This window comes from Phaeodactylibacter sp. (assembly GCF_022763345.1).
Taxonomy (GTDB): domain Bacteria; phylum Bacteroidota; class Bacteroidia; order Chitinophagales; family Saprospiraceae; genus Phaeodactylibacter.
The window spans coordinates 17,059-43,187 of sequence record NZ_JALEGS010000068.1 but is presented as its reverse complement, the minus strand read 5'-3'; the positions used below and the strand labels follow the sequence as shown (position 1 = coordinate 43,187).

General features: G+C 53.6%; 26 protein-coding genes. 13 read left to right on the top strand and 13 right to left on the bottom strand.

Annotated features, from left to right (window positions below; all coding sequences use genetic code 11):
* Positions 1–114 precede the first annotated feature (114 nt).
* Positions 115–3,780: an efflux RND transporter permease subunit gene (locus MRY86_RS18760; RefSeq protein ID WP_293567093.1), complete on the top strand. Its 3,666-nt coding sequence runs from the start codon at positions 115–117 to the stop codon at positions 3,778–3,780.
* Here MRY86_RS18760 and MRY86_RS18755 read toward each other — a convergent pair.
* Positions 3,766–4,128, bottom strand: a complete 363-nt coding sequence (locus MRY86_RS18755) for a DUF5615 family PIN-like protein (RefSeq protein ID WP_293567094.1) — start codon at positions 4,126–4,128, stop codon at positions 3,766–3,768. The two genes, MRY86_RS18760 and MRY86_RS18755, sit on opposite strands and share 15 nt — an antisense overlap.
* Positions 4,128–4,358, bottom strand: coding sequence for a DUF433 domain-containing protein (locus MRY86_RS18750; RefSeq protein ID WP_293567095.1), 231 nt, complete (start codon positions 4,356–4,358; stop codon positions 4,128–4,130). Before MRY86_RS18750 ends, MRY86_RS18755 begins: the two co-directional genes overlap by 1 nt.
* A 25-nt stretch (positions 4,359–4,383) precedes the next feature.
* On the opposite strand from MRY86_RS18750, the gene MRY86_RS18745 reads away from it, so the two are divergent.
* On the top strand, positions 4,384–5,643 hold the full coding sequence (locus MRY86_RS18745) for a TolC family protein (protein WP_293567096.1): 1,260 nt from the start codon (positions 4,384–4,386) through the stop codon (positions 5,641–5,643).
* On the opposite strand, the gene MRY86_RS18740 is transcribed toward MRY86_RS18745, so the two are convergent.
* Positions 5,618–6,196, bottom strand: coding sequence for a Uma2 family endonuclease (locus tag MRY86_RS18740; RefSeq protein WP_293567097.1), 579 nt, complete (start codon positions 6,194–6,196; stop codon positions 5,618–5,620). The genes MRY86_RS18745 and MRY86_RS18740 overlap by 26 nt on opposite strands.
* A 116-nt stretch (positions 6,197–6,312) precedes the next feature.
* Between MRY86_RS18740 and MRY86_RS18735 the strand changes: the two genes are divergently transcribed.
* On the top strand, positions 6,313–7,533 hold the full coding sequence (locus tag MRY86_RS18735; RefSeq protein ID WP_293567098.1) for a permease: 1,221 nt from the start codon (positions 6,313–6,315) through the stop codon (positions 7,531–7,533).
* 11 nt (positions 7,534–7,544) lie between these two features.
* On the opposite strand, the gene MRY86_RS18730 is transcribed toward MRY86_RS18735, so the two are convergent.
* Complete coding sequence (locus MRY86_RS18730) at positions 7,545–7,766, bottom strand: UPF0175 family protein (protein ID WP_293567099.1); 222 nt, start codon at positions 7,764–7,766, stop codon at positions 7,545–7,547.
* Between the two features lie 263 nt (positions 7,767–8,029).
* Here MRY86_RS18730 and MRY86_RS18725 point away from each other — a divergent pair, with 263 nt between their 5' ends.
* The 6 genes from MRY86_RS18725 (at position 8,030) to MRY86_RS18700 (ending at position 14,137) form a co-directional block, all read left to right on the top strand.
* Positions 8,030–9,784 carry an efflux RND transporter periplasmic adaptor subunit gene (locus MRY86_RS18725; RefSeq protein WP_293567100.1) on the top strand — a complete coding sequence of 585 codons (1,755 nt, stop codon included), beginning with the start codon at positions 8,030–8,032 and terminating at the stop codon, positions 9,782–9,784.
* 60 nt (positions 9,785–9,844) lie between these two features.
* Entirely contained in the window at positions 9,845–10,192 is a 348-nt protein-coding gene (locus MRY86_RS18720; protein ID WP_293567101.1) for a heavy metal-binding domain-containing protein, read from the top strand.
* Positions 10,193–10,350: 158 nt separating this feature from the next.
* Complete coding sequence (locus tag MRY86_RS18715; protein ID WP_293567102.1) at positions 10,351–10,752, top strand: hypothetical protein; 402 nt, start codon at positions 10,351–10,353, stop codon at positions 10,750–10,752.
* 58 nt (positions 10,753–10,810) lie between these two features.
* Positions 10,811–12,022 (top strand): acyl-CoA dehydrogenase family protein, encoded by a 1,212-nt coding sequence (locus MRY86_RS18710; protein WP_293567103.1) that lies wholly within the window; start codon positions 10,811–10,813, stop codon positions 12,020–12,022.
* Between the two features lie 45 nt (positions 12,023–12,067).
* Entirely contained in the window at positions 12,068–13,630 is a 1,563-nt protein-coding gene (locus tag MRY86_RS18705) for a hypothetical protein (RefSeq protein WP_293567104.1), read from the top strand.
* 96 nt (positions 13,631–13,726) lie between these two features.
* Positions 13,727–14,137 (top strand): hypothetical protein, encoded by a 411-nt coding sequence (locus MRY86_RS18700; RefSeq protein ID WP_293567105.1) that lies wholly within the window; start codon positions 13,727–13,729, stop codon positions 14,135–14,137.
* Here MRY86_RS18700 and MRY86_RS18695 read toward each other — a convergent pair.
* Both MRY86_RS18695 and MRY86_RS18690 read right to left on the bottom strand, forming a co-directional pair.
* On the bottom strand, positions 14,134–15,336 hold the full coding sequence (locus MRY86_RS18695) for a glycoside hydrolase family 18 protein (RefSeq protein ID WP_293567106.1): 1,203 nt from the start codon (positions 15,334–15,336) through the stop codon (positions 14,134–14,136). The two genes, MRY86_RS18700 and MRY86_RS18695, sit on opposite strands and share 4 nt — an antisense overlap.
* Positions 15,337–15,394: 58 nt before the next feature.
* Positions 15,395–16,429, bottom strand: a complete 1,035-nt coding sequence (locus MRY86_RS18690; protein ID WP_293567107.1) for an alpha/beta hydrolase — start codon at positions 16,427–16,429, stop codon at positions 15,395–15,397.
* Positions 16,430–16,567: 138 nt separating this feature from the next.
* Between MRY86_RS18690 and MRY86_RS18685 the strand changes: the two genes are divergently transcribed.
* On the top strand, positions 16,568–17,599 hold the full coding sequence (locus tag MRY86_RS18685; protein WP_293567108.1) for a nucleoid-associated protein: 1,032 nt from the start codon (positions 16,568–16,570) through the stop codon (positions 17,597–17,599).
* Positions 17,600–17,615: 16 nt separating this feature from the next.
* Here MRY86_RS18685 and MRY86_RS18680 read toward each other — a convergent pair whose 3' ends face one another.
* The 3 genes from MRY86_RS18680 to MRY86_RS18670 are packed head-to-tail and all read right to left on the bottom strand — an operon-like array spanning position 17,616 to position 21,531.
* Positions 17,616–18,827 carry an ATPase gene (locus MRY86_RS18680; protein ID WP_363325422.1) on the bottom strand — a complete coding sequence of 404 codons (1,212 nt, stop codon included), beginning with the start codon at positions 18,825–18,827 and terminating at the stop codon, positions 17,616–17,618.
* A 42-nt stretch (positions 18,828–18,869) separates the two neighbouring features.
* Positions 18,870–20,387 carry a leucyl aminopeptidase family protein gene (locus MRY86_RS18675; RefSeq protein ID WP_293567110.1) on the bottom strand — a complete coding sequence of 506 codons (1,518 nt, stop codon included), beginning with the start codon at positions 20,385–20,387 and terminating at the stop codon, positions 18,870–18,872.
* Between the two features lie 4 nt (positions 20,388–20,391).
* Positions 20,392–21,531: an alpha/beta hydrolase-fold protein gene (locus tag MRY86_RS18670; RefSeq protein ID WP_293567111.1), complete on the bottom strand. Its 1,140-nt coding sequence runs from the start codon at positions 21,529–21,531 to the stop codon at positions 20,392–20,394.
* 141 nt (positions 21,532–21,672) lie between these two features.
* On the opposite strand from MRY86_RS18670, the gene MRY86_RS18665 reads away from it, so the two are divergent.
* Positions 21,673–21,840 carry a hypothetical protein gene (locus MRY86_RS18665; RefSeq protein ID WP_293567112.1) on the top strand — a complete coding sequence of 56 codons (168 nt, stop codon included), beginning with the start codon at positions 21,673–21,675 and terminating at the stop codon, positions 21,838–21,840.
* Between the two features lie 56 nt (positions 21,841–21,896).
* Here the strand turns inward: MRY86_RS18665 and MRY86_RS18660 are convergent, their stop codons facing one another.
* Together MRY86_RS18660 and MRY86_RS18655 are read right to left on the bottom strand one after the other, a co-directional pair.
* A complete protein-coding gene (locus MRY86_RS18660; protein WP_293571815.1) occupies positions 21,897–22,310 on the bottom strand; it encodes an HNH endonuclease in 414 nt (137 codons plus the stop codon).
* On the bottom strand, positions 22,307–22,543 hold the full coding sequence (locus tag MRY86_RS18655) for a hypothetical protein (RefSeq protein WP_282779837.1): 237 nt from the start codon (positions 22,541–22,543) through the stop codon (positions 22,307–22,309). The genes MRY86_RS18660 and MRY86_RS18655 overlap by 4 nt, the downstream gene beginning before the upstream one ends.
* Positions 22,544–22,684: 141 nt before the next feature.
* Between MRY86_RS18655 and MRY86_RS18650 the strand changes: the two genes are divergently transcribed.
* Positions 22,685–23,593 (top strand): ROK family protein, encoded by a 909-nt coding sequence (locus MRY86_RS18650; protein ID WP_293567114.1) that lies wholly within the window; start codon positions 22,685–22,687, stop codon positions 23,591–23,593.
* Between the two features lie 31 nt (positions 23,594–23,624).
* On the opposite strand, the gene MRY86_RS18645 is transcribed toward MRY86_RS18650, so the two are convergent.
* Positions 23,625–24,953, bottom strand: a complete 1,329-nt coding sequence (locus tag MRY86_RS18645; RefSeq protein WP_293567115.1) for a cytochrome P450 — start codon at positions 24,951–24,953, stop codon at positions 23,625–23,627.
* A gap of 344 nt (positions 24,954–25,297) precedes the next feature.
* Here MRY86_RS18645 and MRY86_RS18640 point away from each other — a divergent pair, with 344 nt between their 5' ends.
* Positions 25,298–25,783, top strand: a complete 486-nt coding sequence (locus MRY86_RS18640; RefSeq protein ID WP_293567116.1) for a heavy-metal-associated domain-containing protein — start codon at positions 25,298–25,300, stop codon at positions 25,781–25,783.
* Positions 25,784–25,826: 43 nt separating this feature from the next.
* Here MRY86_RS18640 and MRY86_RS18635 read toward each other — a convergent pair whose 3' ends face one another.
* On the bottom strand, positions 25,827–26,114 hold the full coding sequence (locus MRY86_RS18635) for a hypothetical protein (RefSeq protein WP_293567117.1): 288 nt from the start codon (positions 26,112–26,114) through the stop codon (positions 25,827–25,829).
* Between the last annotated feature and the right edge of the window lie 15 nt (positions 26,115–26,129).

Below are 26,129 nucleotides of genomic sequence, written 5' to 3'. Positions count from 1 at the left end.
TGTGAGTTCGTGCACCGTTTCGGGCTTCACCCGCTTTTTGCGTAAGCGCTAACGGTATAAACTCGCTATTTTGCAAAGGCTATATGCCTATTGTGTACCGGAAAGTAACCTTCCATGCTGAACCGTTTTATCCAGTTCTTTCTCGACAACAAACTCGTGGCTTATCTGCTGCTGCTCGGCTTTATCGGCTGGGGGCTGGCCACGGCACCCTTTGACTTTGGAATCAGACAGCTGCCACGCGACCCGGTAGCCGTAGACGCCATACCCGATATTGGCGAGAACCAACAGATCGTCTTTACCAAATGGCCCGGCCGCTCCCCGGAGGATGTGGAGGATCAGATCACCTACCCGCTGACTACCGCCCTGCTCGGCATACCCGGTGTGAAGAGCATCCGCAGCAATTCCATGTTTGGCTTTTCCAGTATCTACGTCATCTTTGAAGAGGGCATTGAATTCTACTGGAGCCGCAGCCGCATACTCGAAAAGCTCAATGCCCTGCCTGCCAATACACTGCCGGAAGGTGTGCAGCCTACCCTCGGCCCGGATGCCACCGCGCTGGGCCAAATCTACTGGTACACCCTGGAAGGAAGAGATTCCTCCGGCAACGCCACCGGCGGCTGGGACCTGCACGAGCTGCGCAGCATTCAGGACTTTTATGTGCGTTACGGGCTGTCCACAGCCCAAGGGGTATCGGAGGTCGCCTCGGTGGGCGGTTTTGTCAAGGAATACCAGGTGGATGTCAATCCGGATAAGCTAAAGTCCTACGGCGTGACCTTGCAGCAGGTGATGAACGCTATCCGCGGCAGCAATATCGACGTGGGCGCACAGACCATGGAAATCAACCGGGCGGAGTACTTTGTGCGTGGCCTGGGCTACGTGGAGCAAATCGAAGACATTGAGCAAAGCGTGGTCACGGTCAATGACAACGTGCCCATCCGTATAGGCGATGTAGCACGGGTGAGCCTGGGGCCGGCTACCCGGCGCGGGGTGCTCGACAAATCGGGTGCCGAAGCGGTGGGCGGTGTGGTGACTGCCCGATATGGCTCCAACCCTATGCAGGTCATTGATAACGTAAAGGCAAAAATCGCGGAGCTGGAACCCGGCCTGCCCAGCAAAACGCTGGCGGATGGCACGGTATCACAGGTGAAAATCATCCCGTTTTACGACCGTACGGAGCTGATCAATGAGACCATCGGCACCCTGGAGGAAGCGCTGAAGCTGGAAGTGCTCATCACCATCGTGGTGATCATCCTCATGCTGCTCAACCTGCGGTCTTCCCTACTCGTATCCGCCTCCCTGCCCGTAGCAGTGCTGATGTGCTTTATCGCCATGCGCTACTTTGGCGTGGACGCGAATATTGTGGCGCTTTCCGGCATCGCCATCGCCATCGGCACTATGGTGGATATGGGTATTGTCCTGGTGGAGAGCATGGTCAACCGCATGGAGGAAGCCCCGCCGGGCGAAAGCCTGATGACGACCATCTACGAAGCCACTACTGAAGTCGCTTCGGCGGTCCTGACAGCGGTCGCTACCACGGTAGTCAGCTTTTTGCCCGTTTTCACCATGGAAGCAGCGGAGGGCAAGTTGTTTCGCCCCCTGGCATACACCAAGACCTTTGCGCTGATTGCCGCCATCATCGTCGCCATTACCATACTGCCGGCGGTGGCGCACAGCATCTTTTCCATGCGGTCGCGCTCCCAGGCTACCGCATACGTGGCGAATGGGCTGGCTGTGCTGGCGGGTGTGCTGCTCGCGGTGTGGGCCGATCCGTTCTACGGCGGCGCGCTCATCCTAATCGGGCTGGCGGGCTGGATCAACTACCGGATGAAGCAAAAAGGGACCGCCCGCTCCGCCAAATGGGTGTCTTGGGCAACGAATATACTCTACGCCCTCGTCGTCACCTGGCTACTGGCCAGCGTTTGGATGCCGCTGGGCGTGGTGAAAAGCACTTTTACCAACTTCCTGTTTGTCGCGCTGCTGGCGGGCCTGCTGATCGGATTTTTCCATGTGGTCATCTACTACTACGAGCCCATACTTCGGTTTTTGCTGCGGTTCAAGCTGCTCTTCCTGTTGGTGGTGGGCGCGCTCGTGTTCCTCGGCTTTCGGGTGTACCAAAACACCGGAGAGGAATTTATGCCGGCGCTGGACGAGGGCGCTTTTTTGCTAATGCCGACCTCTATGCCGCACTCGGGTATGCAGGAAAACATCAAAAACCTGCGCCTGCTCGATATGGCGGTCACGGCCATCCCGGAGGTAAAGTCCGTAGTCGGCAAAGCCGGGCGGGCGAATACGGCGCTCGACCCCGCGCCCATGTCAATGTATGAGAACGTCATCCTGTACAAATCGGAGTACAAAACCAACGAAGCCGGCCAGCGTATCCGATTCCGCTACGAGGATGGAGAATATGTGCGCGATGAAGATGGTGGACTGATCCCCGATGAGAATGGCCGCTACTTCCGGCAGTGGCGGGATGAAATCAAAAGCCCGGATGATATCTGGAATGAAATTGTGCAGGTCACCAAACTGCCGGGCGTCACCTCTGCGCCCAAGCTGCAGCCTATTGAGACCCGTCTCGTCATGCTGCAGACCGGGATGCGTGCCCCCATGGGCATCAAAGTGCAGGGTAATGACCTGAAAACCATCGAGGACTTTGGCCTCAGACTGGAAACCCTGCTGAAGGAGGTGGAAGGCGTCAAAGCTTCTGCTGTTTTTGCCGACCGTATCGTGGGCAAGCCTTATTTGCTGCTTGATATCGACCGGCGGGCCATCAGCCGCTACGGGCTGACGATAGAGCAGGTACAGCAGCATATTCAGGCCGCTATCGGCGGAATGGCCATGACCACCACTGTAGAGGGCCGGGAACGCTACGCCATTCGGGTGCGCTACCCGCGCGAGCTGCGCGATGACCCGGAAGCGCTAAAACGCGTGTACGTCCCTACCGCTACCGGGCAGCCAATCCCGCTGGGGCAGCTGGTGGACATCCGCTACGAAGCCGGGCCACAGGCGATTAAAAGCGAGGATGGATTTCTGATCGGCTACGTGCTCTTTGACCGGGAAGACGGGTATTCGGAAGTGGAGGTTGTGGAAAATGCCAAAGCCTACCTACAGGAGCAGATCGAAGCCAGTGAACTGGAAGTGCCCCCCGCCATCAGCTACCGCTTTGCCGGCAATTACGAGCAGCAGGTGCGTGCCAGCCGGCGGCTAAGCATCGTATTGCCCATTTCGCTGGCGATCATTTTCCTCATTCTGTACTTCCAGTTCCGCTCCGTCGCCATCTCGCTGATGGTGTTCACCGGAGTTTTCATTGCCTTTTCGGGTGGCTTCATCATGATCGGGCTGTACGATACGGACTGGTTCCTCAATTTCAGCCTCTTCGGTACGGAAATGCGGGAGCTGTTCCAAATCCGCCCCATCAATCTGAGCGTGGCGGTGTGGGTCGGCTTCCTGGCGCTATTCGGTATTGCAACCGATGATGGCGTGCTGGTCGCTACCTTCCTCAAAGACAGTTTCAAGCGCAATGAGCCGGAAAGCATACAAGGTATACGGGATGCGGTAGTGGAAGGCGGCCTGCGGCGGGTACGCCCGGCGATGATGACCACCGCTACCACCATACTCGCCCTGCTGCCCATCCTGACCTCCACGGGCCGGGGAGCTGATATTATGCTGCCGATGGCCATTCCTTCCTTCGGCGGTATGGTGTTGCAGGTGATTACCATGTTTACGGTGCCGGTGCTGTATGCGCTTTGGATGGAAGGGCGGAGGAGACTAAAGTGGAAGTAACCTAATTCTTTGCTTTACTTCATCAACGGTAAGTAAAGCACCGGAAGATAAATCTTTGTCAAATTGTTTGATGATGGGAATTAATTTAGAACCCAGGCTCTGTGGCATGACATTTTGCGTGCGCACTTGGATAACACTCGGTGCTTCAGCTTTGGTTACAGCAAGTAGTGCACTAAAGTCTAAATCATGGGTGAAAACTATATATAGGTTCTTTCTTGCCCAATCAAAAATTTCAATATCAGGAGCATCTCGAGGGCCAATCTCTTGCCAATGCTTTACCTCCCATCCTTCCCTTGAAAGAAGCGGAACCCATTTTGGAGAGAGATTCATGTCAATCAATATCTTCATCAGCTTCCGGTCAATGGCAACTCAATTTCTTCAGCTCTCCATGCTGCATACTGAAGAGCTTGCATTATATCTTCCTGCTCAAGGTAAGGGTATGCTTCCAGAATCTGTTCAACTGAATAGCCAGAAGCCAAAAGCCCAACCACAGTTCCCACAGTTACCCTCATATTGCGAATACATGGCTTACCGCCCATCCGCGCCGGGTCAAATGTTATGCGCTCAAGTCTATTCATCTCTTAAGTTTAATACTAATAACCAATGATCGTCCTAATTCGTTACAAATTTAGATGGAAATATGAACTTTTTTGGGCAGTATTGCTCTTTCCCATTCTAATCAATGCCCAGCCCCTCCCCCAACTCATCGACAGTGCCCTGCTACAGCAGCCGGAACTGATGGCACTGGAAAAGGAGTATCAGGTGGCATTGGAACGTGCCCCGCAGGTCAGCCAATTGCCCAATCCGGAAGTAGGCGTAGGCGGCTTCCCGCTGCCGGTGGAAACCCGCCTGGGGCCGCAGTTGCTCCGCCTGGGGGCTACGCAGGGTTTTCCCTGGCCCGGCACCCTGCCAAGACGGGCAGAGCTGGAAAACACCAAAGCTAAGGCGCTGTACGAACAGATTGCCGCCCGTGCACTGGAGTTCCGCTACGAGCTGGAACAAGCCTATTACCAACTTTACGCTATTGAAAAACGGCAGGACATCCTGCGCCGCAACCTGCCCCTGCTAGAATCACTGGAAGCTACGGCCCTCGCCAAAGTGGAAAGCGGCAAAGGAAGTACTGCGGATGTGCTGCGTGTGCAAATCCGGCGGGAAGAGCTGCAGCAGGAGCTGGCTATATTGGAGCGGGAGGCCCTTAAGCCGCTGGCGACAATCAATCGGTTACTGCAGCGCAGGCCGGCGACAAAAATCGAGGTGGTGGACGAACTTGGCCCCGCCCAATTGCCGTTTCAGCAAGACAGCCTGCTCGTGGCCATCCGCCGTACCCACCCGAAGCTGCGGCAGCTCAGCTGGCAGCAGGAAGCCGCCCGGCAGGCCCTGCGCCTCAAAGAACTTGACGGCAAACCTTCCTTCGGGCTGGGCGCAGACTATATCTTCGTCGGCCCGCGCAATGACGCCAACCTCAATGCCAATGGCCGGGATATTGTGCAACTGCGGGCGAGTGTAAGCCTGCCCATCTACCGGGAGAAATTTGAAGCGAAAGAACGGGAAGAACAACTGAAAATTGCCGCACTGGACAACCGGAAACAGGATTTAAACCACCGCTTTGAGGCTACCATTGCCCAGGCTTACGCCGACTTCGAAACCGCCCGGCTCCGGCTGGACCTCTACGAGCGGCAGCGGCGGCTGACCCAGTCTGCTATAGATATTTTGCAGGAAGCCTACAGCGCGCAGGGCCGCAGCTTCGACGAACTCCTACGGCTGGAAAGCGAGCTGATTGAGTATGACCTGAAGCGGTTGAATGCTGTAGTGGCGGGGCACTTGGCGGTCGCTAGAATCAATCAGTTGTTGTGGAATCAATAAAAATTGAGGAGACAATTAATTCAAAACCGGATAAGACATGCGACCCTACCGTTTCCCCATCAATTCCGAAAGCGTGGCGCTCGTACCGCCCGTCTTGGAGCACGAACACTTCCACCGAGTGGTAGGAAGGGTCAACGATCCAGTATTCGGGTATGCCGTGCTCTGCGTACAGCTCTTTTTTGAGCAGGTGGTCGCGCTTGTAAGAGGTGGGAGAGACGATTTCTACCATGATGTCCGGTGCGCCTTTGATGCCCCAGTACGGATCAAAGAGGTCCATTTTTTCGTTGCTGAGGAAGACAAGGTCGGGTTGCGGTGCGCTGTACTCGGTGAGGAGGACGGCGGTTGGTGTTGCAAAAACCGTTCCCAGGTTATTCTCAGAAACATGGTGCATCATTTTGTAAAACAGTTTAGACTGGGCGTACTGATGCTCTCCAGAGGGCGCGTTCTTTCTCATGAGCTCACCATTAATAAGTTCATAAATATAGGGGTCATCTTCAGGAAATTCCATTCTGCTGAATTCCTCGTAGGTGATACTTTTTGCCAAGACCTCCATAACGCAACTTTTAAGCAATGTGATTTAACGCTTTTAAAATATAAAAAACACCCCAAAACTCCTAATCGTTGGCACTTCCGCCAAACCCATTTTTCACACGATCAAAACGCCAAATGATGCAAAATTTTCTACAAAACTGGGGCAATGCCGCCTACACCAGCGCCGGATTTTTCTGGATGGCGCTGTGGGCCTTCATCCTCGGCTATTTTCTCAGCAGCCTGATACAGATACTCGTGACGGAAGAGCGCATGCAGCGCACGATGGGCGATGCCCGTTCCAAAAGTATGCTGCTGGGCACTTTTTTTGGCTTTATCAGCAGCTCGTGCAGCTTTTCGGCGCTGGCGACGACCAAATCGTTATTCCAAAAGGGCGCGAGCTTTTCGGCAGCAATTGCGTTTCTGCTGGCTTCCACCAATCTGGTGATCGAGCTGGGCATTATCATTTCTATCTTTCTCGGCTGGCAGTTTGTGGTCGGCGAGTACGTGGGCGGCATGCTGCTCATCGCCATCAGCTGGCTCATCATCCGGCTCATCAGACCAAAAAAGCTGATCAAAAATGCCCGGGAGCACCTCGGCAAACAGCAGGAGGAGGACGATGATGCGGATAAATCCTGGAAAGCCAAAATCCGTTCTTCCAAAAGCTGGGCCAAGATCGCCAAGCAGTATGTGATGGAGTGGAAGATGGTGTGGAAAGACGTGACCATCGGCTTTACCATCGCAGGCATTGTCGCTGCGTTTGTACCGGATAGCTTTTTCCGCAGCCTGTTCATCAACAGCGGGCCGGAAGTGACGCAGTACAGCTTTCTAAGCTTGCTGGAGCATGTGATTATCGGTCCGGTGGCGGCCTCTATGACCTTCATCGGCTCTATGGGCAATATCCCGCTGGCGGCGCTGCTGTTTAGCAAAGGCGTAAGCTTTGCCGGGGTGATGGCTTTCATCTTCAGCGACCTTGTGGTCTTTCCGGTGCTGCGCATCAACGCCAAGTACTACGGCTGGCGGATGTCGCTGTTCATCCTGTTTTTGCTGTTCAGCTCGCTGATTGGCACCGCGCTGGCGCTGCACTATGGCTTCGACCTGCTGGGCTACCTGCCCGACCCGAAAGCCGTTAGTGTCACGGAAACGGAACACTTTAAAATTGATTATACTTTTTTCCTCAACCTCGGTTTCCTGCTGCTTACCGCAGGGCTGGTCTACCACGGCTTTTTCCGCCGCAAGGATGTGATGCACCATAAGGAGATGGCTCCTAAGAGCAAAGTGCTGGAGCAAACGCTGAAGTATTTGGCTTGGGTGAGTTATGTGTGGCTGGCTGGAGGGTTACTGGTGAGGTTTTTAATATGAAGAGCGCAAAACTATGAAGGCAGTATACGATCCAGGGCATTCAGGTCGGCTTCCAAATCCTCTACGCTGTAGTTTATCGGCACCTTCTGCTCGTAAAGCGCGGCTTGAAAGGCCATGCGGTGCAGACCAGCAAAATCAGCAGCTTTGCCTAAAGACAATATTTCGCGCTGATATAGAGCTACTGCTATACTCGGAACGGAGAGGTTTGGGCGTAATGCACAAACCTGACGCACGAGTATATGCCGACACGAAGTCGTGTTTGCTCACAAACTACTTCGTCGTCGGTATATTTCCAGCGTCAATTCCTCTTCTGTCAATCCGGAAGCTTACAGAACTTGGTCAGATATACTCGGAACGGAGAGGTTTGGGCGTGAGGCACAAACCCGACGCACGAGTATATGCCGACACGAAGTAGTGTTTGGTCACAAACTACTTCGTCGTCGGTATGTACTTAGTATCATCATTTTCAAAAGCTAAGATTTAAATCAATAATACCATGCAACAAATAAAAGTTCCCCTCCTCATCCTGATCGCCCTGCTCGTGGGGCTGGGTGCCGGCTACCTCCTCTTCGGCGGCGGGGCGGCTGCTCCCGAAACAGCGCACCAACATGAAGCCGGGGCATCCGATGCAGCAGGCACCACCTGGACCTGCTCTATGCACCCGCAAATCCGTCGGGAAGAGCCGGGCGACTGCCCCATCTGCGGGATGGACCTGATACCTCAAAGCGAGATGGCTTCCAATGACCCGCTCAACTTTGAGATGACCCGGGAGGCTGCCCGTCTGGCCAATATCCAAACTACGATAGTCGGGGAGTCGGCTACCGAGTCGGGCACTGCCCTACAACTCAGCGGTAAAGTGCAGGCCGATGAGCGCCGGGCCTCAAGTCAGGTGGCTCAGGTGCCGGGGCGTATTGAAAAGTTATACGTCTCCTTCACCGGCGAACAGGTCTACAAAGGCCAGAAGCTGGCGGAACTGTATGCACCGGACCTGATCACGGCACAACGCGAACTGCTGGAAGCAGTCAGGCTGCAGGAGGTCAACCCAAAATTGGCGGAAGTCGCCCGCAATAAACTCCGGTACTGGAAAATCTCCACAGAGCAAATTGATGAAATCATAGCAAGCGGCGAAATACAGGAAACTTTCCCGCTCTACGCCACGGAAAGCGGTGTGGTCACTCAACGGCGGGTAGCGGTTGGTGACTATGTGGCGCAGGGAGAGCCGTTGTTTGACCTGATGAACCTCAGCACAGTATGGGTGGTTTTTGATGCCTACGAGGAAGACCTGCCGCAAATCGGGCCAGGCGACCGGATCACTTTTTCCACCCCTGCTGTGCCGGGGCAACGCTTTTCCGGAAGGGTCACCTTCATTGACCCGGTCCTCGACAAAGACCGGCGGGTAGTGGCGGTACGTACCGAAGTACGCAACCCCAACGGAAAGCTCAAGCCGGAAATGCTCGTCACCGGAGAGTTGCGGGCCGCAGCTACCGGGGAGCAAGTGGCGCTTACTGTACCTAAATCTGCCGTGCTATGGACCGGCGAGCGCTCGGTGGTGTACGTCAAGCTGCCTGATACGGACATCCCTACCTTTCAGTACCGGGAAGTAGAGCTGGGCGAAGCACTCGGCGACCGCTACCGGGTCATTGACGGGCTGGAAGCCGGCGAAGAAGTGGTCACTTACGGCAATTTCTCGATTGATGCTGCAGCACAGCTCAACAATCAGGCGAGCATGATGAACCGTGACATCCAAATCAAAGGAGCAGAGCCGAAGGAGGAAGCCACCGACTACCGGGCTGCTGCATCCGCTGCTTTCAAACAGCAATTAGGGGCAGCGATAGAAGCTTATCTTCGCCTCAAAGATGCGCTGGTGGCCACCAATGCCGAGACCGCAGCCGCACAGGCAAAAGCTTTTACGGCCAAAGTAGAACGCATTAACAGCGGTGGCATAACCGGAGAGGCCCTGGAATACTGGCGGCAGCAACGCGGCGCACTCATTGCGCACAGCAAGCAGATTGCCGAAGCGGAAGCAGTCGCAGAACAACGCACTCAATTTGATTTGCTGTCACAGGCTCTCATCAGTACGGTGAAGGCATTCGGAGCAGCACAACAAACCTACTACGTGCAGCACTGCCCGATGGCTTTCGACTGGGAGGGGGCAGACTGGATCAGTGACGCGAAAGAAATCCGCAATCCTTACTTTGGAGATGAAATGCTGGCTTGCGGCACCGTAGAAGAAACCCTGACTAAAGAGTAAATTCGTAAACCAATTTTTACCGCCTCTTTCGGGAGGCGCTTAACAATCAATTCAATGATCATGACAAACAACAAGTTTCTTATCAGACTCCTGCCTGTTCTGGCACTGTCCTTTTTTATCGTCTCCTGCGGTGGCAATGCCGATACAGCCGGCGACGAGGCGGCTACCGATCAGACCGAGCACACTCACGAAGACGGGCACATGCACGATGGAGATCATATGGAAGCTGATGCGGACAAGCAGGGCCCGGAGTACACTTCTGCCTATATCTGCCCAATGCACTGCGATGGCAGCGGCAGTGATGAGCCGGGAGAGTGCCCCGTGTGCGGTATGGACTATGTGAAGAATGAAAATATGCCGGCAGACGGGCATAATCATGACCATAATCACGATGGGCATAATCATTAATGATAAGGCAGCCCCGGGTAAAAAATCCGGGGCTGTTTTATATTGACCTTAAGACAATCATGGACTGGAAAACCTTGAAGAACGGTATATATAGCTGGGATGGCAGCTGGCTGGACCTCTACATATAGGGGACTACTTCCACCGACTGGGAAAAGTGGGTGCGGCTGGTCAATCAACAGTACCGCATTGAATGGCATAATGGTAAGACTCAAAAAGACGAATCCCGGATTGACTTCACCGTAATCGAAGCGTACTGGAAGGGGAACGCCAACCTTTGCTCTACCGCTAAGGTCTTTCTGGATGACCGTATTCAGGTCAATGCGCATTTCTTCGAAGCTACCACGATTGAAAATGATATAGACCCCAGAGACTTCAAAAGCCTGGAAGACCACCAAAAACTATTGGATTACATGAAGGCAGTCTCCACTGCGCTAAACAAACCCATCACCCTTACTCCGGAAAACTGCCCGGAAATCCCCCTGATCCGGGTAGAAGGTACTGCGGCAGAAATTTCCACAGGCATCAATCCTGATGACTGGCCGGTAAGAATCAAAAAATAAACTTCCCTTTTCCCTATCTTGGCAATCCATTGCCAAACCACCCTAACCAAACTGCCTTATGATTGCCACTTTTGCAAGCCCCAAACTGCAAGCGCTCTACGAGCCGGTGCAACAGTTCCTACATGACCACATCTATCCCAACGAGCTCCGGTGGCTGCGGACGCCCTTCCATGAAGTGGAACGGGAAATCCGCGCCCTTCGTCCCCAGGCACAAGCCACCGGTGCCTGGAATGCTGCACTAAGCGAAGCAGAAGGCGGCCCCGGACTAAAACTGACAGAATTCGCCCAACTCAGCGAACTCCTTGGCACTTCGCCCTTTGGGCATTTGGCTTTCAATTGTCAGGCGCCGGATGCCGGGAACATTGAGCTGCTGTTGCAGTATGGCAGTACGGATATTCGCGAACGCTACCTTGAGCCCCTGCTGGCCGGCGACATCCGCTCCTGCTTTGCCATGACCGAACCAGCCTACGCGGGCTCCAACCCGGTGCGTCTAGGCACCACTGCCGTACGGGAAGGCGACGAGTACGTCATCAATGGGCACAAATGGTTTACCACCGCTGCCGACGGCGCCTCCTTTACCATCATCATGGCGGTTACCAATCCGGAGGCAGAATCGCCCTACGCCCGGGCAAGCATGATCCTCGCGCCCACTGACCTGCCGGGGTTTGAACTGATCCGCAACATTCCCATTATGGGCCATGCCGGAGAGGGCTGGCATAGCCACGCCGAGGTTAAATTCAACAATCTGCGGGTACCGGTTTCCAATCTGCTCGGTGCCGAAGGAGAAGGCTTTAAACTCGCGCAGGAACGCCTGGGCCCCGGCCGCATTCACCACTGTATGCGCTGGATCGGTATCTGCGAACGCAGCTTTGATATGATGTGCCGGCGTGCCGCTACCCGCGAACTCAGTGAAGGCCGTATGCTGGGCGAAAAACAAATGGTCCAATCCTGGATCGCCGAAAGCCGGGCTCAGATTGATGCCTCGCGATATATGGTGCTCCACACGGCCCTCAAAATGCAGGAAGAGAGGCAGCGGGCGGCAAGTACCGAAATTTCCACCATCAAATTCTTTGTAGCAGATGTGATGCAGCGGGTGGTCGACCGGGCACTACAGGTCCACGGCGCATTGGGCATTACTGACGATACCATCCTGTCTTTCTTTTACCGGGAGGAGCGGGGCGCACGTATTTACGATGGACCAGACGAGGTGCATAAGGCTTCTCTGGCCCGGAAAATTCTGAAGCAATATGGGTTAAAGACCCGGCGCTAATACTGAAACCCAGGAATTGGCGTTTGGAAAATAAACCCTGACCCCATGCGCCATTTTTTCCTGATCTGTCTGCCTATACTGCTTATGGGCAAGGCATACACTCAGCCCGCAGACACCCTCGTTCAGCCTGCCACGCCCCCTGAGGCGACCGCCACCCACAGTCAGGTGAGCCTGAAAGTGACGGACATGCAGGGGCGAAGCTGGAAAGACATGCCTCTTTGGCTCGTCAACCCGGAGCAAACGGAAGTGGTCTATCAGGCGACCACCAACAGCCGCGGGCAGGCCTATTTTCTATTGCCTAAGGGTGCTTCCTACCAGGTCAATGCAAAAGATCAGCCCGCATTCGGTGACGTCAAAACATTGAATGACGGCTATGTGCGCAGCCGCTATACGCTTTTTTATGCCCCGAAGACCTACACTGAAACCGAGCGGGGAGACACTGTTTTTCAGGAAGTGCCGCCCACCCAACAGCCCATCCGCAGCCGCATTTTGCTAAGGCTGCTGGTTAAGAATTTCGAAGAGCAGCCCCTGCCGGATGAAGACATCTACTTCAAATATCAAAACAGCGGAAAGGTTTTCGCCGTAACCACCGGAGCGGATGGGCAGGCGCTGCTGATGCTGCCTCGGGGCGACAGCATACAACTCAGTACCGCTTTCGTTCCGAATGTATCCGGTTTTGAATTGCCCGATGATGACCGCCTTGGCACCCTCCGGCTGACCCTGCAAACGATCGGCAAGGAAGCCTTTTTGAAACGTGAAGCCGAACGCGCCCGCCTTGCTGCCAGGAGGGACTCCCTGTATGAACTCGCCCGTGCACGCGACTCCATTGCCGCAGCCCGGGATTCTCTGCGATTACTGTCCGGCGATTACGACTACCTGTTCCTCATGAACTCGGGGGTGAACATAAAGCAAATCCTGGAAAAAGTGGGCGAACAAGCCGCCTCAGAACGGGAACAACTTTCTGAAAACGAGCAGCTCTATGAGCTGACCGGAGAATCCGTAAAGTCGGCTTTCTACCGCAACCGCGCGGGATGGTCGAGCAACGTCATCGTTACCGATCTGACCGGCAGTATGCACCCGTATATGGACGAAGTGCTGCTTTGGCATGCACTCACGGTCGTGCCCGGGGCCCAAAACCGCTACCTCTTTTTCAACGATGGCGACCGAAAGCCCGAAAAACCAATCGGAGCAACCGGAGGGTTTTATACTACCGAAATACCTGATATGCCCGCCCTGTTGCAGACCATGCAATCCACTACGAACGGAGGCAGCGGGGGCGAGTCTGAGGAAAACGATATTGAAGCCCTGCTCGAAGCCATGCGCATGATGGGCGAGGGAGACGAGCTTGTCCTGATTGCCGACAACTACAGCGATGTACGGGACATGGAATTGCTGCCCCAACTCCGCACACCGGTAAGAATCGTGCTCGCCGGCAATCTCGACCACGGCATTAACGAAGATTACCTGCAAATTGCATGGGCTACGGGAGGATCCATCCACACCCTCACCGAAGATATCGAAACCCTCAAGACCGTCAATGAAGGGCAGCTGATCACCATCGGCAGTCACCGGTACCGGATGAGTGGTGGCAGTTTCGTAAAAGAGTAAAGTTTTGATAATCAATCCTTAGCAAAAGACTCACTTCGAACATCCTGTTTTCAGTCTCGTTCAAAAGGTACATTTTACCATCAAAACCAAATGAAAATGGGATTTTATTCACTCGCCTTTGCATTGACCATCGCGTTTCTGCTTTCACTTTTGTTCACCCGGCTAACCAAATCGCCCGGTCCCTGGAATAGCTTTTGGGCATTGTTTGCGGTGCTTTCCCTGGCGATCTGGGTGACCAGCATATGGGTGACGCCCATCGGGCCGCTATGGTACGGTGTGGCGTGGATTGACCTCCTGGTAGTAGGTCTGCTCATCGTCCTGCTCTTCGGCGCTGTAGGAGAAGCCAACCAAAGACAGCTGTCCAAAGGCAATACTATGCAACAGCAAACAGACCCCGATATCCCTAAACAGGATACGACCGCCATCGCCCTGTTCGGCGTATTCTTCTGGATATTCGTGGGTTCGCTGGTTGTGCTGGCTATCTTTGGGGTAGCTAATCTTGCTTAATCCTGAGCCGCAGCCCAAATGGCATCCAGAAGGCTCCCCGCCTCTCGGGTGTCATTGCTCAACTGCCAAAACATAATGCCCCCCAGCCCTTCTTCCTGCACGTAGTCCGTTTTGAGTGCTACTGACTCCGGGTCGTCGTAGGAAATAAATATGCTGTCGGCCGGATTGAACAGGTAAGGCGCCAGGGCTATGGGATCCCAGTGCCGGGTAAATCCATTCTTATCTTCATAATCCTTTCGGATAGACCCATAATCCAACCAACCGGTATGCACGCCTTTATTAGGTTGGTAGAGCCCGTTGTTGGCTGATGAGACGCCTTTCCAGGCTCTGCCGTAAAATGCGCCGCCAATAACGAGCTGCTTAGGGTCTACTCCCAGGCCCTTCACATAATTCACAATACGCTGAGCCGAGCGTGGTGCCCAGTCGTACTCCGCCTCCGGCCTTTCTTCCCGCCGCTTAGCTACCGTATCCAGGATCGGCAGCCCCTCTAGGTCAGACTCCTCAATCAACCCGAGGGGCGTGTGGTGCCCGGTAACCGGTGATCGGCCACCTACCTGATCATAGGTCATGATATTCATGTAATCGGCATACTTCATCACCTCTACCGTCTCCACATTATAGTAATAACGCTCCCAGCCTGCTGAGGCAAAAGTCAGCGTTTGAGGGCGGTCCAGCGTATCCATCGCTTCCCGCAGGCCTTTCATCAGCAGGGTAAAGTTTTGTTTGTCTTCAGGGCGGGCCCTTGTACCTGCAGCCGGAATCGCGGGGTACTCCCAGTCCATATCCAGGCCGTCCAGGTCATAGCGCTTCAGGAACTCAATGGTACTGCGGATGAAAGTATCCCGGGTGCCTGCCGTGGAAGCGGCGTCCGAAAATCCATCGGCTCCCCAGCCCCCGCAGGCAATCATGACTTTGAGGTCGGGGTGTTTTTCCCGCTGCGCAACAAGGACGCGCAGGAGCGAATCGTGCCCCGGACTAGCAAAGGCCATCTCCCCATCCACAATATTGCTAAAGGAATAAATAATGTGGGTGAGCTTGTCGAGGGGCAGATCGCCCGGTGGGAACCGGTCGTTGGCTACGTAGTAGGCCATGATGGCAAAGTCGTCATTGGCAGGCTCCGTATCCGTAGCATCCGTTGCCGTGCTACAGTTTAGGAATGGAAGCAGGCACAAAGCCAGTAAGGTATTGGTCAGGCGCATCGTCGTTGGTTTTAGGTTTCGGAATACTAAAAAAGACAAACAACCCGGCATTCTGGTTTTAATCGGAAGCGGTTTTCACAGCGTCTTCCACTTGTTGTGGTACTGCCTTAAGCCCCAATACCTCCTCCGCAAACCGGAAGGTTTCCTGCCGGACGTGGTCCAGGTCCTTCGAGCCTATGTAGGAGGCTAGTGCGTGATTGTCAACGTCGGGAAAGGCGACTTTTCTTTTTAGCGGCTCTGGCGTGCTCAACTGATCGTACATCTCCAGCATAGCCGGAACCGAAACGACCTGATCCTGTATGCTGTCATTTTTGAAGTAGTAGCCCAGGAAAAAAGGGGCTTCGACCGCAGCAAAGGTTTCGGGTACCATACCGTGCTCCACCATGTTTTGTAACTGCACCAGGCCCTCCAGCCGGTAATGATTGTACCAATACTTCATGAACTCCTCTTCCGCATCAAAATGCCGGTGGGTTCCGCCTACCATCTGCCGGGCAATCTGCAGCCCCCAGGGCATCGTCAGCACCTTTGCGCTTTCCGATTTGATGCGGATGTTGGGCGAATAGGCAATAATGCCATCCACCAGTTCCGGGTGCTGTGCGGCTAATAACAAGGACAGCGTCCCTCCGGTAGAGGTGCTCATAAGTATAACTTTTTTCCCAATCCGGTGCCCGACTGCAAGAGCGTGGGCGGCGGTTTCCAGCACAGAGTCCGGGTGATAATGCAACAGTTTGTCCTCCACATCCAGCCCGTGGTCGCGCCATCGGGCCACGTAGAGATTGCACCCGTAGCGAGCAGCGAACTCCCTATGCATGGGATCGCCTTCCACGTAAGTGGCCGTAAAGCCCGGCAGGTAGACCAAAGCGTATTCAGTTGGGCGGGGCAGACTATCGGCCCAGATGATGCGGGCTTCGTTGTTGGGCTTCAGGTTGGGAATAGCCTGCTCAGCGTTGGCGATGCTGTCTCCAAGTGCAGCGATGGTAGTCGTGAGATTAGGCAGCTGAGCCTGTAGCTGAGGCGGCGCAGGTTTGGGGCCCAGCAGGTAGAGTACGACGAGCCCGGCGAGTAGTATGCCGATGATTTTTAATGCTTTCACAGGTGCTTTTTGCTGTAAAGTTAGCAGAGTGGCGGGCATTATTCAACAATCACAGGTTTTTGCTGCTCAGCTCAGGCAACACACCAATCAGGCTTACGGCGCACTCAAAATATTCCTACCTTTGGCAAAAAACACCGGATGTCTACCGTTATCCACCATATCGCCATTCACGAATTGCAGAAGGAAGCCGACGAAAGCGGCGCGAAGGTTTTTCTGAGCCAGTACTGCCTGCCGGTTGAAGAGCGGGCACAGGCGCTTTCCGACAAACTGCATGATACCTTCGTACGCAAGGAAGACACACTACAGGGCTACCTCAGCTCTCCGGAAGACGCCCTCTTCCCGGGCTACTTTCAGGTTTTTGTAGATGGCGGCATGACGGAGGAAGCTTTTCTTTCCTTCTCCAGAGAAACGATGAATGCCCTGCAACTGACCCTGCAGGGCGTGTTGGGTGCCAAAGGTGGCTACCTCGTCTACATCGACTATACCGAAGAGCTGACCAATCAGCGGGTGATGGGTATCTTCCTGGTGCGGGACACAGAGGGCGTGGTCTTTTCCAGAAAAGAGGAGGCAAAAGCTTTCGCACTCAATACCGTTACCTATCTCAACACCGAAAAGCTGGCCATGGCCTGCCGTATTCTTGTTGGCAAATTCCAGGCCGGCGAGGGGCGCTGTGTGGAGCTGATCAAGCACGCCAAGAGCCAGAAAGCCATTTCAGAATACTTCATTCAGTGGATCGGGCTGGAACGGCCGGAAAGCAGCCGCGACCTTACCAATACCTTTCTGGAAATGGTCAATGAGCTGCCTATGCCCGTCGATGAAGAAACCGGGGAAGCCATGCCCCAGCAACAGTTCCACGAAAAGGTCCTTCAGTTTGCCAATAGCAGCCCCCAAAAAGTTATCAACATCGAAGAGTTTGAGCAGGAATTCTACAGGAACGAGAACCCAGCCCAGCAGTACCTGCAGGACCATCAGGTAGAAATGGACAAGGAGTTCCGCTTCGATAAAAAAACCCTCAACCAGTTTTACAACCACAAAATCAACGCCGATAAAATCTACCTCTACTTCAACAGCGGCCACCTCAAAGACGGCGCTATCGTAGTGGAAGGCAACCGGGTGATCATCAACTCCGAAGAGCTGGCCGACCAAATCCTCGACTTAGGCAACCGCTAACACAAAGCAGACAATATTAATCCATGGGCTTGTCCGGCACCGGTGCACTTGCGTGGAAATCACGGTGGATGCGCCCCGCATAATCATCCAGCAAGGCATGTATACGATCCAGATCAGAAGAACGTACAATCATCCCAATATGGTGGTTTTTCCGCAGGCGCCACACGATTTCCGGATCGTCAAAGCCAGAGCTATCGGGGTGCTGAAAGCGGGAAAGAGAGACCACGATGCCAGCATGATCGTCTTTGGCCTGTGGGGTCTCGTAAGGCTGCTTTTTGGCCATTGCAGTTTCAAGCCGTGCCCACTCCGCCCATAGGTTAATGCCCGAGGCGTACTCCACCATCTCTGCCAGGTGCGCGCCGCCCACCCGGGAGCTCGTTTCCAGAAAGTAAAACTGCCCATCCTCATTCGACTTGATAAATTCGGTATGCGAGGCGCTAAACTGCATGCCAAAGGCGTCCATCACTTTGGCGTGCAGCTCCTGCACCGCCCTGTCATCGTCGCTGCCCAAAGGCAAAGTAGCCGAGCGGAAAATGCCCCCTCCGTGTGCGACTTCAAAGGGGGTATTCAGGTATTTGGATACCCGGCAAAAGTCGACTTTCCCGTCCACCGTAATTGCATCGGCGTGGTAAACCGCACCAGGCTTGAACTGCTCCACCAGGTAGCCGTGGCGTTTGTCGCCCAGGCTGTGGACCACCTGCCAGAGCTCTTCCATGGTATGCACCTTTTTAATGCCGGTAGCGGAGGCTTCTGCCCGCGGCTTAACCACCCAGGGGCCAGGCACCGTTGTCGCATAATGCGTGATCTCCTCATCATTGAAGAGAGGCGAAAAAGGCGGCACCGGAATGCCTGCGTCCGCAGCCTTCATGCGCATCGCCAGTTTGTCGCGAAAGTAGCGGGCGGTAGTCTGCCCCATGCCCGGCACCCGGAACGTCTCGCGCAGGAAGGCCGCTTTTTCCACATCAAAATCATCGAGGGCCACGATGCGGTCGATTTTCTTGCTGCGCATCAGCCAGGCCAGCCCCTGTTCCAGATTGGCAAAGTTCTCGGGCGTATTCTCATCGGAATCCATGTAGAAAAACTCGTCGATAGCGTGCCGGGGCCATTCGGCATGCTCCAGGTTTTTGGCTGTAAGCAGGTAAACCGTGTTGCCGGCAGCTTTGCAGGCACTCAGGAAGTCCTGCCCTTTGTGATAGCAGGTAACGCAGAGGAAAGTCAGTGGTCGCATCATGGTATTTAGGTTGCTCGGAGCCCTATGGCTGCGATGGGTTTATGCGGTTTTCAGTTGTTCCAAAAGGTTAATCAGCAGGCGCACGCCATAGCCGGTGGCGCTCTTTTGCACGGTAAATTCTGAATCCCCGAAAGCGACCCCGGCGATATCAAGGTGGGCCCAGCGAGGGTGCTGCTCTGTAAAGAATTCCAGGAACTTGGCGGCATTGATCGCACCTGCCATCGGGCGGCCGCTGAAGTTGCGCACATCGGCTACGTCCGATTTCAGGTCTTCTTCATAGACTTCCCAGAGGGGCAGTGGCCACAGGCGTTCTCCGGTTGCCTCGCTGGCACTTTTCAGGTGCTGCTCCAGCTCCGTATTATTGGTAAACAGCGCGGCGGCGTGGTACCCAAAGGTGCGCACGGCACTGCCCGTCAGTGTGGCCAAATCAATGAGAGTATCAGGAGCAAAATGTTTGAGCATATAAGCAATACCATCCGATAAAATCAGGCGACCTTCAGCATCGGTATCAATCACTTCGATGGTCTTACCACTGTAAGAATCGATCACATCGCCCGGTTTGATGGCATTGGCATCCACGCAGTTGTCAGTGGCAGGTACGATACCGATCAGGTGTACCGGGAGTTGCAGTCGGGCGGCGGCTTCCATAGTGCCCAATACAGCGGCTGCACCACCTATATCGCTCTTCATGTAGTGCATATTGGCGGAAGGCTTTATGGAAACGCCCCCGGTATCAAAGGTGACACCCTTACCCACTAGCCCGACTTTAGGCAGTGGCCCGGCTGTACCCTTTGGCTGGTATTCCATGATGATAAAGCGGGGAGGCTCCTCACTGCCCCGGTTCACCGCCAGCAAGGCGTGCAAACCCAGCTCCTCAATGGCTGGCTTATCGAATACCGTGACCTTATAGCCGTGCTTGCGCCCGGACTGCACCGCCCAATCGGCCAGCATCGCCGGCGTTTTCTTGTTGCTGGGTGCGTTGACCAGCCCAATGATAGCCAATTGGGCTTCGGAAAGGTGCAGGGCACGTTCTGCGGCTTGCCGCCCCACTTCGGCCTGATCATCGGGGAGGAAGAGGGTAAGCTGAGCCTTCTCAGTAGCAAAAGGATGAGGCGGCTCAGTTTCCTGCCGGTATTCACCAGTGGGCAATGTGCTCAGCAATAAACCACTCACAGCAGCTTCTGCGAGCATTGGCAAGTCAGCTACCGGTTGATGCAGAAAGCTGATGCCAATATGTGCAGGCAGCTTTCGCTTGTGCTTATGAGCAAATGACCGTACCGTCTTCAGTGTATCAGCGTAGGAAGGCTGCTCGCCCAGCCCCAGCAGGTACCAGTCGTATTGATTGGAGAAGTAAGTGATTTGTTCCCCGGCCTCGCCTTTGAAGCGCTCCTGAAGGTCGTTCGCAGACGTATTCCAGAAGTCAGCAATGCCTTGTAGTGCCTGCTCCAGGTGAGGGCCGGCGACCAGAGGCAGCACTATTTTCAGCGGTACTTCTCCCGGTGCGGCGGTCAAGGCGTGCTCTACAGATAAAGGCTCATGTTTTAGGTTGATGGTCATGTTTTCAGGATGTTTTTGGAGGTTGGTTGAAAAAGAGCCACTCTGCAGCGCGGGGGAATTCCTGCCCCCAGCGGGCTTCATTGTGTGCTCCATCGGGATCGAGTGAGAGCTCAAAGTTAAAGGAGGCGTCGCCCTGCTCCTCCGCCGCTTGCATAAACCGGTGGATGTTGGGCACCATATTTTTGCTTTCGCCTTCGCCGGCATAGATGTAGATGTCCATATCGTGTGGGTCATTGAGGTTCATCACACGGAAAGGGATATTGGGGCTCACCCAAAGCGAAGGGGAAAAGATCATAAGCTTACCGTACACTTCCGGGTAAATCAGCCCGGCATAAATGCTGATCAGCCCACCCATTGAACTCCCCCCGATACCGGTGGTTTCACGGCCGGGAAGGGTACGGAAATGCTCGTCAACATAGGGCTTCAGGCGGTCAGCCAGTACGCGGAGGTACTTTTTTCCACTCCCAGCACCCAGTTGAGTGCGGTAGGATGGTGTAAACTCTGTAATGCGATCCTTCTCGGCATGATCAATAGCCACGACGATGATATCACCAAAGCCCTGCTCTTTCATCAGCGCCAGCTTCTTGTCCACGCCCCAGCTGCCGAAGGGAGCATAGTCATCAAAGAGGTTTTGCCCGTCCTGCAGGTAGAGCACCGGGTACCGCTTATCGGTTTCGTGATAATCGTGCGGCAGTAGGGCAGCAATACGCCGGGTTTTGATGAGCTTCGGGATTTTGAAGTCCTCGGTCAGGATTTCAATTTTGGGCAGATAGGCCGGGTTGTAAGCCAGCCCGTCCACCAGCCACCGGTCTACGCTATCCGACTGCGAATTGTGCTCCCGGGTGTTGAGGCTCCGGTTAGGCCGGGTATTGCCAAAACGGTCGAGCTCCACCTGATTCCAGTCACCGCGATGGTATTTGTATTCGAGCTGCTCGGGCAGCCATTCATCAGCCGGGAAGTTCAGCTCATAGTAGCCGGGACCGGTTTGCTCCATCTGATACGCTCCGCTGCCGGTGCGCCAGCCATTGAAGTTGCCCGATACGAAGACCGGCCGGCCATGTTCCTCAGCCGGGGTTTGAAGCTGTAGCCGCAGTTGGGTGCCATTCAAGGGGGCATGGCCGCTGGAAGAAGCGCCTTCTGTCATATATCGTTGCTAGATCTTTCGTTCGTAATTCGTCAGGTCAAAGGTAAGAAATAAGCGGATTTTGTAGGCAGGCGACCGTTGTGAAGGCAAAAACGGGAGTGAGAAAAGTTGTAGTTTTAAGCGAAATTCAGGAACTCGGGTATGAAAATCGTTGACATGAGCTTGCTGAGTGCTTTCCGGAAACCGGCAGGCGTAGTTACCACAATATCCGTAAACCTGGGCTCGGATTACGAAAGCCTGGACTACCGGCAGGCGCTGGATTTTTTGCTGATGACAGTTAATAGCTTGCGAAGCGATAGGGAATTATAGCAGTGCGGACTGTTAACGCTACAACTTAATTCCTGGAACCTGAGAAAGATTTTGTCTCAAAGTAAACCACTTAACAAAAGAAACCTTCGCTCCATAACACTATGTGGATGATTAAATCCAAGAATTTTATCAGTGGCTTCCCCTATTAGACTTATGGGTTGAATGATTCCTGAATCAAGTAATAAAAAATGATCTTTCCACTGATCTTTGCGCGGATTGTAAAACCGAACTAAGTTATCGTTATCGCCATCAGGAAAGGTGCCCAAATCACTGCCTTTGTTCCGATTGCAAACTGCACATGCGAGTGCCAGGTTATTCAACTGTGTTTCCCCACCGTGTTTAATGCTAATAATATGATCGATTTGAAATTTATAAAAAGACTGGCCTTCAGGCAAACAGCAGTATTCACACTTATGCCCAGCACGCTCCACGACGAAGTCCCTGATTTGTTGTGAAATATGACGACTCATTTCGACAACAAATACCGGGCCTTGGCTTTGGTTAAACGAATGAGCCGTTCCAACAAAATATACTGATCCAGTTCCTCTTTCTCTTCCGGAGAAAGCACTGCATTTTTTTCTCTATCAATTAAAAAATCCAGTCGCTCTTGCACCTCCTCGTCTGCCTGGAGTTCGAGTACCTTCTCTGGGTCCATGTGAGCAATAAAGTTAGCGACATTATCGTAAGCTGTGGTCGCAGTCATAACTCGTTCTTTACGTGGTCAAAACATTCCCGATACAATATAACAACTTTCCCGCTTATTTGGTGCCTCAAATCTTTACCCTGGTAACACCCAATAATCCCCACGAAACCCTAATTTTGTCCGGCACAACAAAACGAATCCATGGAAAACCAACTCCTTTGGGGCATCGACCTCGGCGGCACCAAAATTGAAGGTGCGATCATCGAAAGCATCCAACCACTGAAAGTGCGCTCCCGCCTGCGCATTCCCACCGAAAAGGAAAAAGGGTATGAGCATATCATCGGACAGATCGGCAAAGTGGTGGACTTGCTGCGGAAAGACAGCGGGGCAGAACCGGAGCGCATCGGTATTGGCACCCCGGGTACGCTCGACCCCATCACAGGGCTGATGAAGAATGCCAATACCACCGCGCTAAACGGGCAACCCCTCAAGCAGGATTTGGAAAAGGCACTTGGACTGCCGGTACAAATGGCCAATGACGCCAATTGCTTTGCTGTCGCAGAAGCCCGCCTGGGCAAAGTGCCACGCGAAGCCCCGGACGCGCAGGTTGTCTTCGGCGTCATCATGGGTACTGGCGTGGGCGGTGGCCTGGTCATCAACGGACAGGTGCGCAACGGCCGGCAGGGCATCGCCGGGGAGTGGGGCCACAACTTCCTGGACTTCTCAGGGGGGGAGTGCTACTGCGGGCAGGTAGGCTGCGTGGAAACCATTATCTCCGGACCCGCACTGCAGCGGTTTTACGAAAGTCAGTCGGGCCAAAAAGATAAGCTCAAGAACATCCTGCAGCGCGTGGATACCGACGAGCATGCCAGGGCAACCCTTGACCGCCTCATCCATTTCTTCGGCAAAGGCATGGCTTCCGTCATCAATACCCTCGACCCGGATGTAATCGTACTGGGCGGTGGCCTGGGCAATATTCCTGACTTATACACAGAAGGTGTGGAATCGGTCAAAAAGCACGTCTTCAACCATCGGCTCGACACTCAATTCCTGGCACCGGAGCTGGGCGATAGTGCAGGCGTGTTTGGTGCGGCGATGCTCGTGGCTTAGTAGTGACTCTTTAGGCTTCGAAATTCAGCTTTCATATTGTTTCCAATTGGATATTCAGACTAGGCACAGGTGATAAAATCACCCTGTGATCCATCTGAACCTCAGGACCGGGAAGTACAGAAAACCTGAAGTGCCTGAATATCATGGGGACAATCATCATTAGTTCTACCATAGCGAGGTTTTCGCCCACGCACCGCCGGGGCCCCAGACCGAAGGGAAAATAAGTATGCCCCATGTTGCTGCTGAAATCGCGGCTCGGATTGAATGTTTCCGGAGCACTCCAAAAATCCGGATGACGGTGAGCAGTGTAAGGGGAACAAACCATGGTCGCTCCCTTTTCTATCCTAAAATCATCAATCGTGTCTTCCTCCGAAGCGCTACGCCAAAGGCTCCAGCCCGTAGGATATAGGCGCAGCGTTTCATAAATACAACCCAGCGTGTAGGGCAGGGAGTCGAAATGGGCATAACTGAATGCCGTATCCTTCACGGACCTGCATTCTTCATTAAGCTTACCGATGTGCTCCGGGTGCCTTCCCAAGAGGTAAAAGAGCCAAGCCAATGAGGCTCCAGTCGTCAAATACCCAGCGGGGGCTAATGTTTTAAGCTCTTCCAGCATTGCTTGTTCGGAAAGCGGAAAGCCAGATTTGGGGTCTTTGTACCTCAATAGAAAGTCGAGCAAATCATCTGTTGAGCCTACGCTTTTACGCCGCTCAGCGATTCTGTCTTTGAGGATGCGCTCCAGTTTTCGGTTTTCAAAATAGAACTGCCAGTTGGTGGGCGTAGGCATCCATCTGGAAATAAACAGAGGTATGGGCGTACCAATATAGCTTACCCCCAATTCGACAGGCCTGTAGATTTCATGCCTCAGGTTTTTCGGAGAAAAATTGAACAACACTTCCCACAACATATCCATAGTCAGGTTGCGCATCTCACTGACCACTTCGACCGGTTCCCTCTTTTCTGCTTTGATTTTCCAGGATTCAACCAGGCCTCTGCTCAGTTTATCCAGTACATGGAAAGACCGTTCCAGAAATTTCCGCTGAAATGCCGGATTAATAATCTTGCGCTGCCGCGCCCAGGCATCCCCCGTAGCAGAAACACTACCGTTGCCAAACACGGCTTGAAAACGGCGGGATATAAAGTCTTCGCGTGGATAGTTGGATGCCTTGAGCGATAGCACATGCCTGATATGATCAGGATGATTCAGGATATACAAAGGTGGAAAAAACGGGATTGGGCATCGGACCACATCACCGTACTCTCTGTGCAGGGAAAGGAAAAACTCAGGGATATTGCCCCTAAGCCCCATCGAAAAATCAAAAAAACCAGGGCCTGCCGCTTTCTTGTTGGTACGATCCAAAACGAGACAATTTCAGGGTTAAAACATAAGACAAAAGATACAAAATAACCCAAAACTTTAGGATGCGGAGTGGTCAGCACCAAACAGATAAATGCGCCCCCTCAGGCTGCTCAGTAAACCGAATACTTTAAACCTCTTCTTGAACGTTGTAGAGAGTACCGGAAAAAACTGGCAGGCGCCCCTGCCGGCTACCAACCCGGGACCTGCAGCAGCAGTGGCACCACGGGCATCTGCACAAGCCTTTTTGGCAAGCTCGATGGCCTGCTGACACCGCAAGTGATAGAGAAATGACAAAAGTCTTTATCTTTAGGCGGATTTATTCATGAATGAAACAAGAAATGACCATGAAACCATTAATGATGATGCTGGCTCTGCTCTTTTTGGGCTCTATGTCCGCGCAGGCACAGTCAGCCAAAGCATGTTGCAGCGGTAAGGATAAGACCAGCTGTACCAAAACAGCAGAAGCCCAAAAAGCCTGCTGTGCCAAGAATGAGGGTGGCAAGGCTTGCGCCAAAATGAGCAAAGCTAAAGCACAAAAAGTGAGCAGCGATGCTAACGTAAGCACGGCTTCCATCCGAATCTACGGCAACTGTGGCATGTGCAAACGCACCATTGAGGGCGCGCTGAATGAGGTAGAGGGCGTCCACTCCGCAGATTGGGATGTCAAGTCAGGCATGCTGTCAGTAGCTTACGAAGCGGAAAAGGTAACAGAGGATGATATCAAAGCCAAAGTAGCTGCCGCAGGGTATGACTCGGATACGCACCGGGCACCGGATGAAGTGTATGCTAACCTGCATGCCTGCTGTCAGTATGACCGTCCGAAGGGATAATCCATACGTATGAATGTTGGCTGCCTAAATGAGCAGTCAACATTCACTCTTCTTCCTCATCCGTAATCAACTCATTTTTCTCCAACTGTTTGTACAGCTTGAGCGATTTCTCACCCAACACCTCCAACGGCACTTCGGTCTGCCCCAGGATATCGAGCAGCACATTGATGCGCCCCTCCACATCGTAGAATTTGTTGATCACAATAATATTTCGGTCCTCCACAATGGCATAGCCCGAGGTGAAGTTCCCTTTCTCATAACGGATGGTGAACTCAATTTCCTCGAACAGCGTCTCCAGTTTTTTCAGGCTATGCCGGGTGTACTTGAACATATGCAATGGCTTTGG